This is a genomic window from Clostridium sp. OS1-26 (genome assembly GCF_030915445.1).
Taxonomy (GTDB): Bacteria; Bacillota; Clostridia; order Clostridiales; family Clostridiaceae; genus Clostridium_AM.
The window spans coordinates 4,268,744-4,283,178 of the sequence record NZ_CP133264.1 but is presented as its reverse complement, the minus strand read 5'-3'; the positions used below and the strand labels follow the sequence as shown (position 1 = coordinate 4,283,178).

Below are 14,435 nucleotides of genomic sequence, written 5' to 3'. Positions count from 1 at the left end.
AACATGAAATTCATCAAAATATCAATTTTATTTATTTATATAATTAGTAATGTCTTCCTGTCCACAGGCTGTTGGAATTATAGAGAAATTGAACAATTAGGGTTGGCTGCAGGAGTTGCAATTGATAAGGACGAAGATAATAACAATTATATAGTTACCGTAGAATTAATTAATACGGAACCTTCCAAAGGCTCCACAAAAGTATCTTCTCAACTTTTTTCATCCCGGGGAAAAACCATATTTGATGCTGTAAGAAATTTAATATTGGTAACTGGTAAAAAAATATATTGGGGACATACAAAGGTTATAATAATAAACGAAAATATTGCATTAAGTGGAATTGTGCCTGCAATTGATTGGATTAATAGAGATTCTGAACCAAGACAAAATACTTGGATACTTATAAGTCATAACATAACTGCACGTGATGTATTAAATCAAAAATTATCATCAAATGAAGTTACTTCTATTCATTTAAATGAGATAATTAGAAGTCAAAATCCTATATATAAGTTTCCCCAAATGGATATTTGGAGATTTAGAAGAGATATATCAAGTAATACTACATCTGCCTTAGCACCAGTAATAAAAATTGAAAAGATTAATGAATTTACCTTTCCTAAAATTTATGGCACTGCTGTATTTAAAAAGGATAAATTGGTGGGATACCTTGATGGTGAAGAAACAATGGATTTGCTATTTATAAGGAACAAAATTCATGAAGGATCATTGATATTAAAGCAAACCAATAATACTGACACAGATGTATCATTAGAAATTTTCAAAAGTAAAACTAAAATAAACTCTACTTACCAAAATGAACACTTTACTGTAAACATAAATATTAATACAGTTGTTGCCATCGATGAAATAGCAGGCCCTCAAAATTTTATTGATGAGCCTAGAAGAAGTGAATTAGAAAAAGATGCAAAAAAATTATTAAAAACTAGAATAGAAAATCTCATAAAAAAAGTCCAAACAAATTATAAGAGTGATATATTTGGATTTGGTAACATTATCGAAAAACAACACCCTGCTCTATGGAAAAGTATTCCTTACACCGATGAAACGGTGTTTTCTAAGCTGCAATTCAATGTTAACGTAGACTTAATTATAAAAGGCAGCGGTAAAATATCAAAACCGATTAGAATAGGAGAATAAACCATGTACGCAGCTGGTATAATTTTAATTTATATAATAATTATTATCATAGAAATTATTCCAATGGTAAGAGATAAGAAAAGAAACATGATATTTACATATATTACCCTTATGGCTGTTTCACTAATATTAAGTGTTCTACTTAGTTTGGAAGTAAAAATACCTAGTCCTGCATCTGCAATAGAAAAAATAGTATTTGCTATTATAAAGAAATAGCATGTTTTTAACTAAAGGCACAAATTCCTTGCTACTATGGAGGAAGCAATATGAATAAAGAAGTGATAACAGACAAACAAGGCATATGTTTAGTAATAATGTTTATATTGGGAAGTACTTTACTAATAGGTACAGGATCAATTGCTGAAAATGATACCTGGTTATCTATTATTATTGGTACATTATTGTCTATTCCAGTTATTATGATATATTCTAGACTTCTATACCTCTTTCCTGGGAAAGACTTATTTGACATTTTATATATTGTATTCGGAAATATTATAGGTAAAATATTAAGCATTATATATATTTGGTTTTCATTCTACTTAGGCGTGCTGGTGTTAAGAAATTTTTCTGAATTTACTAATATAATAATATACCCAGATACACCTATAGTAGTACCTATGATATTTTTTATACTTTTATGTATTTTTGCTATTAAATTAGGTATTGAAGTATTAGGACGCTGGAGTGAAATTTTTATTATTGCAAATATTATAGCTGTGATTTTAGTTGCAATTATTTTATCATCTACGCAAATGGAAATAAACAATCTTTTACCTGTACTTTATAATGGTATTAAACCAGTTATTTCTGGAGCATTTTCTGCACTTTCATTTCCCTTTGCTGAGACAATTGTGTTTACCATGGTCTTTTCTTCCTTTGAAAATCGAAAATCATCTTATAAAATTTATTTCTATGGATTGATAATAGGAGCATTAATATTATTTATAAATAGCTTACAAAACATATTAGTTTTAGGATCGGATACTATGATTATTAATTATTTCCCAACATATATTTCTCTTAGTATAATAAGGCTTGGTACCTTTATAGAAAGAATGGAAGCAACAGTAATTATTGTACTGATTATAAATGTATTTACAAAGGCCACCTTAGATATGTTAGCTACTTGTCGTGGTATAGCAAAATTGCTTAACATTGATGATTATAGATTTTTAGCCACACCTATTGCACTATTAACTCTTGTTTTTTCTATGTTCAATTTTAAAAGTACAATGGATATGACAAATTGGGCTTTCAAAGTATGGCCTTATTATGCAATACCACATCAAGTTATATTACCAGTAATCATACTTATTGCTGCTGAAATAAAAGTGCGTAAACTACCTTCTTCTAATATACATAAAATATAAAATATGCCTACTAATTAAAAACCAGTAGACATATTTACTAAATCTTTTTTATTAGTGCACATTCAGATAAATGGCAAGTCAGAGATGACAGTATATTTTGTATCATACTAGCTTGTTATTTATTTGAATGTTCTTAAGTGTAAAATAAAACTTTACTCCTCTATGAGTATTCTCTACTCCATATTCGCTTCCGTGGAGCATAAGAATATTTTTAACAATTGCAAGTCCTATTCCTGTACCTCCAAGCTTTCTAGTTCTAGCTTTATCAATTTTATAGAAATTATCCCATATTTTATTTATCTCATCTTCTGAAATGTTTTCCCCTGTGTTTTCTATTGAAATCAGAACTCTATCTTCTTGTTGTTCCATATTAACCATTATACTTCCTTCTTCATTTGTGTGTCTTATGGCATTTGTAATAAAATTCGTTATAACCTGTTCCATTCTGCTCCAATCAGCATAAACTTTTGTTTTTTCAATAAAATTTACATCAAACTTTACATTCTTATCATTGAAAACAGCAGCAAACTTTTTTATTGTAGTTTTTAGAAGTTCATCTATATAGAATTCTTCCTTAACTAACTTAAAGTTTCCAGATTCTAATTGCGATAAATCAAGCATATCAGCAACTAAGTTTGCCATCTTTTTGCTTTCATCTATTATAACATCTATATAATAATCTTTTTCTTCACCTTCAAATATGTCATCTTTTAATCCTTCTGCGTAACCACCTATAAGGCTTATAGGTGTTTTAAGTTCATGAGATACTGCTGCTACAAATTCTTTTCTCATCTTTTCTAATCTTCTCTCTTTTTCTATGTCTTCTTCTAGTTTAGAATTAGCTTCTTTTAGTGATGTTAGTGATCTATTTAGATTTTCAGATAAAAAGTTTAATGTATCGGATAAATTTCCTATTTCATCTTCTCTTTTTATATTACATTTTTTTGAAAAATCCAGATCAGCCATTTTAGAAGCAGAATTATTTAACTCCAAAAGAGGTTTAGTTACCATATTTGAATATATTAAAGATAATATTACTATTAAAAATAAAGCGCCAACATAAAAATAAAAATAAAATTCCTTTATTACAGAAGACGCTTCATTTACAGGTTGTAATGAAGATACCGCAAATACAATTTCGCCTCTGCTATTGTCTGGCACTGCACTTATCATATATCTAGTTTCATTACCCCTTTTGTCAGTTAGAATAGTTAATGGTTTGTTGCTTGCTTTTATATCTATGATTATACTTGGGTTCATTGTCCACTTTTTTATTATGTCATTTATTAACCTAAGCTTTAAAGCTTCTGTCTTTTCGCTGCCTGGCCTAGTTATAAATTTTGATTTACCATTGCTATCTAGTATAAGCATTTTAGCATTATTTGCATCTTCAAAATCTCTTATAAGTTCTGCTATCTTCTGTTCATCCGTAGTTTTGTTATAAGAAATCCTAAACTTTTCTATTCCATTTTGTAAATCATTTTTCTTTTTTGACATATAAAATTGGCCAAAAAATAAGGATTGAATTACCAGCGTGCTGCTTATAAATACAATAAACACTAAGGCTGTTACTACAAACAGCTTTAGTGTTATGCTCTTATTTATCTTTTTGAAATTTATCTTTTTAATATCTATATCTTTGAGTTTTATTCTTTTTATCTTCATTTCTTCACCTCAAATTTATAGCCAACCCCTCTGACAGTGGTAACAAGATAAGCCTTTCCTGCAAGTTTTTCTCTTAATCTTTTTATATGGGTATCAACTGTCCTTAAATCTCCATAATAATCTAATCCCCAAACGAAGTCTAAAATTTTTTCTCTGCTTAATACTAAATCCTTATTTTTTACAAGGTAACATAGAAGCTCATACTCTTTAGGTGACAAATATACATCAGCATCATCTATTTTTACTTCATGATACTGCTCATTGATATATAATCCATCATAAATATTGTTGTTACTTTCCTTACTATTCTCTGGATAAGCCCTTTTTAATAAAGCTACTATTTTAGCAGCTAAAATTTTAGGGCTAAAAGGTTTTGTCACATAACTATCTGTTCCTAAACTAAAGCCTAACAACTGGTCTTCATCTTCACTTTTAGCTGTCAGCATTATTATAGGAACATTTGAAATTCTTCTAAGCTCTCTACATGTTGTCCATCCGTCCATAATAGGCATCATTATATCAAGTACAACAAGATCAACAGTATTTGATTTAAATACTGCTAAGGCCTCTTCACCATTTTCTGCATGCAGTACATTAAAGCTCTCTTTTTTTAAATACGCTTCTATAAGAACTCTCATTCTTTCTTCGTCATCCACTATTAATATAGTTTTAGCCATATTTATAATCTCCTAATCTATATTTAGGCATATTTAAAAAATAATCAGCTAGTATGTTAATCCTTTTAAGTATTGTTTTCTTTCATATGCCTTATTAAACAAAATTATACCATAAATTCTAACCTCTATCTTCACTTTTATTCTTTCATCGTTGTGAAGCACTGTTAAACCCCTATATAGGTTTCTTAACCATAAAGTTGACTTATTCCTTTATTAAAAGCCTTCTATATCAATATTTCTAATCAAGGAATAAGTTGGTCCGACTGAGCGTAGCAACCTAAAGTTAGGAGTGTAAGTCAATTTTCGATCTTATAGTCATATACTTAAAATATTATCTTTGTGCTGTGACACTTTAATGGCAAATTTGTTAACTTATTGTAAAATAAAAAAGGCTTACCACAACATAAATGTTGTTAATAAGCCTTTTTAATTAACCTATTATAGTTAATTCTTTACTATAGTTGTTAAGAACTTCGCAACCATCTTCAGTAACTAGTACTAAGTCTTCTATTCTAACCCCAACTTCTCCTGGTAAATATATACCTGGCTCAATCGAGAATATCATACCTGGTTCAAGTTTGTCAGTATTTGCTGAGGAAACATCACCAAAATCATGCACTTCTATACCAATTGAATGCCCAGTTCTGTGAGTAAAGTATTTTCCGTATCCAGCAGCTTCAATGTAATCTCTTGCTGCAGCATCAATATCACAGAATCTTACACCAGGCTTAACTGCTGCGATAGCTTTTAAGTTAGCTTCTAAAACAATGTTATATACTTCTCTAGCTTTATCTGATGCATGCTTATAGAATACAGTTCTAGTCATATCTGCGCAGTAAGAATCTTTAGCACATCCGATGTCTATTATTACGCTGTCCCCTTCTTTAACTTCTGAGTTATCTGGTCCATGGTGTGGGTCAGCAGCATTTGCGCCGTACGCTATGATTGGGTCAAATGAGAATCCATCTGCACCTAATTCTTCATAAATTCCTGCTAATATTTGTCCCATTTTCTTTTCAGTGTGTTCTTCTGGAACAATTTTAATCATTCTTTCCACTGCTAAATCATTAAGTCTTGATGCTTCTCTCATAAAGTCTTTTTCTTGTTCATCTTTACACGCTCTTACTCTATCTAAAATAGCTGAACCATTTACAAAATTGCTTCCACCTTTTAATTCCATAAGTCTTAATAAGAAACGAGCTGGCCAGTTTTTGTCAACTCCCATTGGACTTTCTTTATCAACATATTTTGAAACTATTTCTACAGCGTCTTGAGTATCATTAAACCATACTTTTTCAACGCCTAAATCTTCCTGTACAGGGAATAATTCATTAATGAACAATTTGTTGTTTCCCTTTAGGCTTATATATAAAGCTAACATTCTCTCACCAGGGTGAATCCATTTTCCTGTTAAATAAAATATAGCTGCAGGATCTGAAACTAACATTTGTGGTAATCCTTTAGCTTCCATCTCTCTTAATACTTTCTCTAATCTTTGTTGATTCATAATGCATCCTCCTTAATATTGGATAATATTAAAAAAACCTCATATAAATTTTGTAATTATGAAGTTTTGCTTTGTATAATTTAAACTCATTAACTATAGTCTTCCTTAATTTAACACAAGATATTGATTAAATTGTATGAGAAATTTTTCAATTTAAAACTTATCGAGCACTAAATAAACGTTTACAATAAAATTTTTATAACATATCTAAAAACAAAATATTTCTTAAGTTTTGACATATATTTTATAAGTGCAACTGAATATTTTTGACTCTAAATTAATATTATCACAATAATCTTAAAATGCCTAGTAATTTTTACAGTGTTACTTAACTTTTTTTAAATATATCAAAAATTCTATGTTTAAACTTAATTTTTTCTATTCTTAACAAATTAATATTAACAATTATTCTTTAAATACATATAAAATATTGAATTTATTTACTTCCTATGATATTATTTTAAAGGTAACACTAGAAATTTCTATATTTAGATAAGGTTGTGATGATTATAGAAGATAAAATGATGAATGAAATTTCTGAAAAAATTCGTAATTTACGTAGAAAAAATAATTTAACATTAAAAGAACTTGGTGAGAAAACTGGTCTATCAGTTAGCTTTCTTTCTCAAGTAGAAAATGGGACATCATCATTGGCTATTACATCTCTTAAAAAAATAGCAGATGCTTTAGGTGTTTCTATAAATATTTTTTTTGAAGATTGCCAAAACAATAACTTCCATATAAAGTCCGAAGAGCAACACGTGTTAAAGATGGAAGGCTCAAATTCAGAATTTATCCTATTAAGTGGTAAGTTCTCTGATAGAGCTATGGAACCGATGATTGTTTCCATCCCACCAGAAAAGGCTCACGGCCATAAATTCAACCACCCTGGTGAAGAATTTATTTATGTATTAGAAGGAGCTGTTATTGTAGAGGTAGATGGAACAGAATACTTTGTAAAAGCTGGTGACTCCATGCATTATCCATCTATGATTCCTCATATATGGAAAAATCCTCTAAAACAAACTGCAAAATTATTATCTATTGTAACACCTCCAATTTTTTAGTTTCATTTATGAATGATAAAGTCCGTAAATACTAATACTAAATGTAGCCAAACAACTTCGATAACTCGAAGTTGTTTATTTATATTAAGTTATAAGGAGGACTTTATTTAATATGGACGATCAATTCTATATAAACTTACCTAAATCAGTTCCTGAACAAAAACAGGATAAACAACCTGGAATAGAATCTCTAATGAATCCTAATCCTATTTTTGAGGATCCCAATTATAAAGGCTCTGATAGGTTATCGGGAAAAGTTGCTGTAATTACTGGTGGTGACAGCGGTATAGGAAAAGCTGTAGCTATTGCCTATGCAAAAGAAGGTGCAGATGTAGCTATTATGTATTACGATGAGCATGAAGATGCAGAAGCTACAAAAAAGTTAATTGAAAGTAAAGGTCATAAATGTTTACTACTGCCTGGAGATATTACCGATGATAACTTCTGCAAATCTGCAGTTCAAAAAATTATAGAACAGTTTAAAAAGATTGATATTTTAGTTAACAATGCCGCTGCACAGTATCCACAAAACAGTATTGAGGATATTACAAATGAACAGTTGGAAAAAACCTTTAAAACCAATGTTTTTAGCATATTTTATATGATACGTGCAGTTATGCCCCATTTCAATCCAGGATGCTGTATTATAAATACTGCTTCAATAACAGCCTATGCTGGCGATGAACTCCTATTGGATTATTCTGCAACAAAAGGTGCTGTAGTTACACTTACCCGCTCTTTAGCACTTTCATTGATAAGTAGAAATATAAGAGTAAATGCAGTTGCTCCTGGCCCTGTATGGACTCCTCTTATCCCATCATCATTTAGCAAAGAACAGGTAGGAAAGTTCGGGACAGATACTCCAATCGGAAGACCTGCAGAGCCAGTAGAACTGGCGGCTGCTTATGTGTATCTAGCATCTCCTGAATCATCATATGTTACAGGGCAAACCATACATGTAAATGGAGGAGCTTTTATAGGCGGCTAATATGCATAAAGGTACTAGACCGAAAGTTAACTTATACGACCAGTTATTTTTCCAAGCTTTAGTCCGTTAAAAACTTTTAGTCAGCCTAAAGCTTGTGTTTTAAGCAGACATCCAAAGTCTTAAGTAGATATCCCAAATCTTAAGCAAGCATCCAAAATCTTAAGTAGATATCCCAAATCTATGATTTGGTGATAGTCACTTACACAGCGTGCTGATTTTGATATGGTCTCTTACTTAGTGAGTACTCCTCTGACGTAAGGAAGAGGAGTTTCATATGACATTAAGCCACTATGTTCAGCTCGGACCATTTAATGTCTACTTACTCCTCCATCTTCCTGACTCCTAGGTATTTATCCATGTATGAGCATTAGAGCTATAAATAGTATACCTAATGATATATGCCACTTTCTCCCTATTCCTTTATATTTAAACACACCAGATATACATTGTATAAATAATACTATAAGTGCCGCTAGCCCAGAGATATATTTTGTATTAAACTTGAAGCCAGATATAAGAACCATATAAACATGAATAAGAACAATAGAAACCCCAATTATAGCTATAGGTACATGCCATTGTCTTAATGTTTTGCCTAAAAACCTTAAGGTTGGTTTAAGATTAAACCTTTCAATTAAATTCAATACCTTATCACTTTTATTTCTTAACAGCCAAAATACAGGATATATAGCTATAACAAAGAAAAATAATATTCTTGATATAGATGCAGCATTCTTATATAATTCTCTATAGCTTCTGCTTTGCATAGGCATATAATTCGCAATTGCATTGTTTATAAATATTACTGCAGTAGTTAAGAAAATAATGCCTAAAGATATTGTAACTAATACCCTTTTCCTTTCTGCAGGATTTGCAATAGTATGTTTTCTTTTACTATTTATCTTTTGATTAGTTGTTTTCATAACTTCACCTTCTAAAATATAATGCTTAATTAATATTATATATTACATAAGATACATTATTGTTAAGAAAGTATAAATTAAATCTTAATACTTTCTTAATTGTTTTTAGTTTTCATATTTAGTGCTTATCTTATTCAATTAAAGCTTTATCCTTATTTATAATAACAAAACATAATTATGCTTATTATAAATAATTATGTATGCTTATCTATGCATAGAAAATACTAATAGAGAATTAATATTATTAGGAGGTAAAGTTATGGAAGCTGGTGTAAGAAATAAGCTAATTGGTAAAGTTGAAGAAATTAAAGCTGACAATGTAATGGCTCAAATCAAAATGACTGTGGATGGATGAGCTAACTCTCCATTAGTTACGTCCGTGATGACTAAAGAAAGTTTAGAAGATGCAGGCTTTAAAGAAGGAGATACAGTTGAAGCTCTAATCAAAGCTATTAACGTTGTTTTTGTGAAGCAATAGACAAAACTATTGTATTAAATTCAAAAATTGACCCTGATACGTTGTTCAATTTCGAAAACAATTATAAAATCATTAGAAATATCCTTTCTATAAAAAACAAAAGCCAGTAATTTAATAACCATCAAAACTGCATGGAATTCATTTATTAAAATACGCAGCTTTATGTTATTGATATTACTAGGCTTTGTTTTATCTTTGTTTTATCTTTCTTGCTATATCTTATAATATCATACCTAGTATGCGGTTGTATAATTGCTTCTCCTAAATATATACTCCGTACATTAAAATATACATTTATGTCTTAATTAAGAAAAATTTTGATTGTAATCACAGTAATTAAAACCTTTCAGTTTTATAATAAAATCAAGGAAAAACAAAATTGTACGTAAGTATTTTAGGAGGATTTATTATGAATAAAACTGATAAATTAGTAGAGTTATTAAGAAGATTAAATTCTGAAGAGATTACAGAATCACTAAGAGCAGAGGCTTTAGAAATGGTTTCAAAGGTAGATCCATTAGAGTTATCTTTAGCAGAACAAAAGTTAATTGAAGAAGGAACTAAACCTGAGGATTTAAGGCACCTATGTGACATTCATATGGAGGTTTTAAAAAGCGAATTAGATAAGCTTAAATTAAAATTATCGCCTGATCATATGCTTGCTACTTTAATTCAAGAACATGATGAAATATTAAAGCTATTAACTTTATTAGAGGAAATTAACATTAAAATACAAAAGATGAATGGCTATGATAAAGATGCAGTGGAATTTGGTATACTTTTAAAGACGGCTGATGGAATAATTGATGCTGAAAATCATCACAGAAGAGAAGAAAATGTATTATTCCCTGAATTAGAGTCAAGAGGAGTTACTGGTCCTACAAGAATTATGAGAATGGAACACGACATGCTGAGAGCTAAAAAGCATGAAATAAGAAAGCTCGCTTTTGAAGTATCCAAAATAGATTTCAATCATTTCAAAGAAGCACTAGATGAAGCAGCTAAATATTTAATTTTTAACCTTAGAGATCACATTTATAAAGAAAATCATATTCTTTATCCTTCTTCCATGGAAACACTTACAGACTCAGCGCTATGGAGTCAAATGAAAGAAAAATGTGATAAAATCGGCTACTGCAGATTCACTCCTGGAAAATAGTATAGGATTATAAGGCTGAAAGTTAACTTATACCTCGGAATATATTTACAGTTCTTTGCTACGTAAATATATTCCTTTGTATAAGTTAACTTTCTAGATTGTAACCCTAATATTTTATTTTTCTATCTTAAATGAACTCTTTAAGGATACTATTCTGTTAAATACTAATTTATCTTCAGTAGTATACTTAGAATCTACATTGAAGTATCCTACTCTTATAAATTGGAATTTGTCGTGAGCTTTTGCATCTTTCATACTTGGCTCTACAAATCCTTGAAGTATTTCTAATGAATTTGGATTAACTTGATCTAAGAAAGTTTCTCCTTCTTCCTTTTCCTCATCTAATATTAAAGGTTCGTATAATCTCACCTCTGCTGGTACTGCATGTTTAGCACTTACCCAGTGAATTGTACCTTTAACTTTTCTTCCTGTAAATCCAGTTCCACTCTTGGTCTCAGGATCGTAAGTGCAGTGCAGCTCTATAATTTTTCCATTTTCGTCTTTTATAACATCGTTACATTTAATGAAATAAGCTTCTTTAAATCTAACTTCATTTCCTGGATATAATCTATGATATTTCTTTGGAGGATCTTCCATAAAATCATCTTCGTCAATATATAATTCTCTTGAAAATGGAATCATGCGGCTTCCAAGCTCTGGATTATCTACGCTGTATGGCACCTCAAGCATTTCAACTTGATCTTCTGGATAGTTTGTAATAACAACCTTAAGAGGTCTTAGTACTGCCATAGTTTTACGTGCTTTCTTTTCTAAGTCTTCTCTCAAAAATGTTCTAACATTTGAGCATCTACTGTACTAGCAGCCTTGGCAACACCTATAGCTTTACAGAAATTACGTATGGATTCAGGTGTAAATCCTTTTCTTCTTAAACCTGCAATTGTAGGAACACGAGGGTCATCCCAAGCATCTACGAATTTTTCATCAACTAATTGCTTTAATTTTCTTTTACTCATTACTGTATTAGTTAAGTTTAATCTTGCAAATTCAATTTGCTTAGGAGTGTTTTCCATTTCACACTCTCTTACAACCCAATCATATAATGGGCGGTGGTCTTCAAATTCTAATGTACAAATAGAATGTGTTATTCCTTCAATAGCATCTTCAAGTGGATGTGCAAAATCATACATTGGGTATATGCACCATTTATCACCGGTGTTGTGATGTGAAGCATGAGCTATACGATATATTGCAGGGTCTCTCATAGTTATATTAGGAGATGCCATGTCTATTTTAGCTCTTAATATCTTTTCTCCATCCTTAAATTCGCCTTTTCTCATTCTTTCGAATAAATCTAAGTTTTCTTCTATACTTCTATTTCTAAATGGGCTTTCTTTTCCTGGCTGAGTTAAAGTTCCTCTATATTCTCTCATCTGCTCTGCACTTAAATCATCTACATAGGCTAAACCTTTTTTTATTAGCAAAACAGCTCTATTATACATTTCTTCAAAATAATTTGAAGCAAAAAATAATTCATCCCAATCAAATCCTAACCACTTAACGTCTTCTTTAATTGATTCAACATATTCTGTATCTTCTTTAGTTGGATTTGTATCATCAAAACGTAAATTTGTTTTACCTTTAAATTCATCTGCCAACTCAAAATTCAATACTATTGATTTCGCATGACCAATATGTAAATAGCCATTTGGCTCTGGTGGAAAACGTGTTACTATTTCTTTATATTTTCCTGCTTCTAAATCTTCAACTACTATATTTCTTATAAAATTTGATGAACTTGTTATATTCTCCATTTTTTCTCCCTTCACGTCTATATTAAATTTTTCATTGCACTAAAAATAAATATATCACAAAATAACATTTCTTTCTATTAATAATTTACAAATTAATTATTTTTTTAGCTAAATTTCTATCGTAGTTTCATCTACCCACTTCCAATTGCTTTTAATACTCTTAATATCCTCTATTAATTTTAACAATGCTAAATCCTTCTGTTTTGCTTCTAACATAATATCAAAGTCCCTTTCAAAACACTTACTTAGTTCCAAAAACTCAATAAAATCATGCGGATTAATATAATCTGAATGTTTCCTATCGAGCTCACCTTCCCTTGGACTTGAAAAGTGTATTTTAGGAGGAAATGCTTCTTTATTCCAAGTACTGAATATGTCTATAAGCAAGTCTCCTATTGATTCACCCTCATTGTTACACTTATGATGGTGAACATCTAAAACCATAGGCCTTTCTATTTCCTTGCATATCTTTAATACTTCTTTAGCTGTAAAAGTTTTATCATCATTTTCTAATATTAATCTACTGCTTATTTCTTTTGGATAACTGTTAAAGTTATTGATAAATCTTTTTATAGACTGCTCTTTTCCACCTTGACTACTTCCTATATGTAATACCATTTTTCCTTCAGAATATTCTAAATCCTTAAAGAGATTTACATGAAACCAAAGGTTTCTTTTAGTTACTTCTACAACTTCATCTTTTATACTGTTAAGTACATTAAATTGATCTGGATGTGTATCCACTCTCAGATTATGTTCTTTTATAAACTTACCAATTCTTTCAAAATCTCTACTAAAAATTTTTCTATAATTCCAGTTATCAACCCTAGGATGAGTAGCCAAAGGTACAAGCTGTGAAGTTATTCTATAAAAATGTATTCCTCTTTCTACATTGTATTTAAGTATGGTATATAAATCATTCAAGTTTGACAAAGTTACCTGCTTTAGTTTATTTAACTTTTTCTCATCACTACTTTGCTTTTCATAGTTTGTGTAAGTTACTGTACTTGAGGCCGTAACTTTAGGAAGATTTAAAGCTATTGATACGTATCCTAAACGCATTTTCATCAGTAACACCTTCTTCTTGTAATAATCCCATACTAGTTTGTGTAGTGATAAGCTATTAATACCTTAGCTATTTTCGGATAGTTCTATTAAATTTGCATTTACTTTCTCTTTATTAATATTTAATATGCCCATACTTATGGGTAGATTAAACCTTCTAGGTCCGATACTTCCTGGATTTAAAAACAATATACCATTATCCTTCATACTTAATGGTTTATGTGAATGTCCGCTTATTACAATATTAAAGCCTGCAGCTTCTAAATCTATATCAATATCATTAATATTGTGAATCACATATATAAGTGCTTCTCCTAGCCTTATTACTTCTGTCTTTTTAAGCTTATATGCCCATTCTCCCTTATCACAATTGCCTCTGACAGCCACTACTGGTGCTATTTCCTTTAGTTTTTGGAGCATTGCAGGATCACCTACATCTCCAGCATGTATAATCATGTCAACTCCTTTGAGAATCTCTAAAGCCTCATGTCTTAATAATCCATGTGTATCAGAAATTACACCTATCTTATACTTACTCATAATAACATCTCCTAAACATACTATTAATGTGAAACTCCTTCTCCATGCTGTCAAATGAGT

General features: G+C 30.2%; 12 protein-coding genes and 1 pseudogene. 6 read left to right on the top strand and 7 right to left on the bottom strand.

The window, feature by feature from the left end; genetic code table 11:
* The first annotated feature begins 3 nt into the window (after positions 1 to 3).
* The 3 genes from RCG18_RS21185 to RCG18_RS21175 are packed head-to-tail and all read left to right on the top strand — an operon-like array spanning position 4 to position 2,534.
* A complete protein-coding gene (locus RCG18_RS21185) occupies positions 4 to 1,161 on the top strand; it encodes a Ger(x)C family spore germination protein (protein WP_308037996.1) in 1,158 nt (385 codons plus the stop codon).
* Positions 1,162 to 1,164: 3 nt separating this feature from the next.
* On the top strand, positions 1,165 to 1,377 hold the full coding sequence (locus tag RCG18_RS21180) for a hypothetical protein (protein ID WP_308037995.1): 213 nt from the start codon (positions 1,165 to 1,167) through the stop codon (positions 1,375 to 1,377).
* 50 nt (positions 1,378 to 1,427) lie between these two features.
* Positions 1,428 to 2,534 (top strand): endospore germination permease, encoded by a 1,107-nt coding sequence (locus RCG18_RS21175; protein WP_308037994.1) that lies wholly within the window; start codon positions 1,428 to 1,430, stop codon positions 2,532 to 2,534.
* A gap of 102 nt (positions 2,535 to 2,636) precedes the next feature.
* On the opposite strand, the gene RCG18_RS21170 is transcribed toward RCG18_RS21175, so the two are convergent.
* The 3 genes from RCG18_RS21170 to RCG18_RS21160 all read right to left on the bottom strand — a co-directional run bounded on the left by RCG18_RS21170 (position 2,637) and on the right by RCG18_RS21160 (position 6,383).
* A complete protein-coding gene (locus tag RCG18_RS21170; RefSeq protein WP_308037993.1) occupies positions 2,637 to 4,199 on the bottom strand; it encodes an ATP-binding protein in 1,563 nt (520 codons plus the stop codon).
* Complete coding sequence (locus RCG18_RS21165) at positions 4,196 to 4,876, bottom strand: response regulator transcription factor (protein ID WP_308037992.1); 681 nt, start codon at positions 4,874 to 4,876, stop codon at positions 4,196 to 4,198. Before RCG18_RS21165 ends, RCG18_RS21170 begins: the two co-directional genes overlap by 4 nt.
* A 430-nt stretch (positions 4,877 to 5,306) precedes the next feature.
* On the bottom strand, positions 5,307 to 6,383 hold the full coding sequence (locus RCG18_RS21160) for a Xaa-Pro peptidase family protein (RefSeq protein ID WP_308037991.1): 1,077 nt from the start codon (positions 6,381 to 6,383) through the stop codon (positions 5,307 to 5,309).
* A 521-nt stretch (positions 6,384 to 6,904) separates the two neighbouring features.
* Here RCG18_RS21160 and RCG18_RS21155 point away from each other — a divergent pair.
* Together RCG18_RS21155 and RCG18_RS21150 are read left to right on the top strand one after the other, a co-directional pair.
* Complete coding sequence (locus RCG18_RS21155) at positions 6,905 to 7,450, top strand: cupin domain-containing protein (protein WP_308037990.1); 546 nt, start codon at positions 6,905 to 6,907, stop codon at positions 7,448 to 7,450.
* 112 nt (positions 7,451 to 7,562) lie between these two features.
* Positions 7,563 to 8,438 carry an SDR family oxidoreductase gene (locus RCG18_RS21150; RefSeq protein ID WP_308037989.1) on the top strand — a complete coding sequence of 292 codons (876 nt, stop codon included), beginning with the start codon at positions 7,563 to 7,565 and terminating at the stop codon, positions 8,436 to 8,438.
* Positions 8,439 to 8,788: 350 nt separating this feature from the next.
* Here the strand turns inward: RCG18_RS21150 and RCG18_RS21145 are convergent, their stop codons facing one another.
* Positions 8,789 to 9,361 carry a hypothetical protein gene (locus RCG18_RS21145; RefSeq protein ID WP_308037988.1) on the bottom strand — a complete coding sequence of 191 codons (573 nt, stop codon included), beginning with the start codon at positions 9,359 to 9,361 and terminating at the stop codon, positions 8,789 to 8,791.
* Between the two features lie 887 nt (positions 9,362 to 10,248).
* Between RCG18_RS21145 and RCG18_RS21140 the strand changes: the two genes are divergently transcribed.
* Entirely contained in the window at positions 10,249 to 10,998 is a 750-nt protein-coding gene (locus tag RCG18_RS21140) for a DUF438 domain-containing protein (RefSeq protein WP_308037987.1), read from the top strand.
* A gap of 114 nt (positions 10,999 to 11,112) precedes the next feature.
* Here RCG18_RS21140 and RCG18_RS21135 read toward each other — a convergent pair.
* From RCG18_RS21135 to RCG18_RS21125, 3 genes and pseudogenes are all read right to left on the bottom strand, one after another.
* Positions 11,113 to 12,770: pseudogene (locus RCG18_RS21135) on the bottom strand (glutamine--tRNA ligase/YqeY domain fusion protein).
* Positions 12,771 to 12,878: 108 nt separating this feature from the next.
* Positions 12,879 to 13,838: a UV DNA damage repair endonuclease UvsE gene (uvsE, locus tag RCG18_RS21130; protein WP_308037986.1), complete on the bottom strand. Its 960-nt coding sequence runs from the start codon at positions 13,836 to 13,838 to the stop codon at positions 12,879 to 12,881.
* A 63-nt stretch (positions 13,839 to 13,901) separates the two neighbouring features.
* The gene (locus tag RCG18_RS21125) at positions 13,902 to 14,375 is read right to left on the bottom strand and encodes a metallophosphoesterase family protein (RefSeq protein ID WP_308037985.1); all 474 of its coding nucleotides are present in this window, start codon (positions 14,373 to 14,375) and stop codon (positions 13,902 to 13,904) included.
* Positions 14,376 to 14,435 lie beyond the last annotated feature (60 nt).

Coding starts and splice junctions, on each gene's coding strand:
- RCG18_RS21140 (WP_308037987.1), top strand. CDS start 10,249: ATGAATAAAACTGATAAATTAGTAGAGTTATTAAGAAGATTAAATTCT.
- RCG18_RS21175 (WP_308037994.1), top strand. CDS start 1,428: ATGAATAAAGAAGTGATAACAGACAAACAAGGCATATGTTTAGTAATA.
- RCG18_RS21155 (WP_308037990.1), top strand. CDS start 6,905: ATGATGAATGAAATTTCTGAAAAAATTCGTAATTTACGTAGAAAAAAT.
- RCG18_RS21180 (WP_308037995.1), top strand. CDS start 1,165: ATGTACGCAGCTGGTATAATTTTAATTTATATAATAATTATTATCATA.
- RCG18_RS21160 (WP_308037991.1), bottom strand. CDS start 6,383: ATGAATCAACAAAGATTAGAGAAAGTATTAAGAGAGATGGAAGCTAAA.
- RCG18_RS21170 (WP_308037993.1), bottom strand. CDS start 4,199: ATGAAGATAAAAAGAATAAAACTCAAAGATATAGATATTAAAAAGATA.
- RCG18_RS21165 (WP_308037992.1), bottom strand. CDS start 4,876: ATGGCTAAAACTATATTAATAGTGGATGACGAAGAAAGAATGAGAGTT.
- RCG18_RS21150 (WP_308037989.1), top strand. CDS start 7,563: ATGGACGATCAATTCTATATAAACTTACCTAAATCAGTTCCTGAACAA.
- RCG18_RS21125 (WP_308037985.1), bottom strand. CDS start 14,375: ATGAGTAAGTATAAGATAGGTGTAATTTCTGATACACATGGATTATTA.
- uvsE (WP_308037986.1), bottom strand. CDS start 13,838: ATGAAAATGCGTTTAGGATACGTATCAATAGCTTTAAATCTTCCTAAA.
- RCG18_RS21185 (WP_308037996.1), top strand. CDS start 4: ATGAAATTCATCAAAATATCAATTTTATTTATTTATATAATTAGTAAT.
- RCG18_RS21145 (WP_308037988.1), bottom strand. CDS start 9,361: ATGAAAACAACTAATCAAAAGATAAATAGTAAAAGAAAACATACTATT.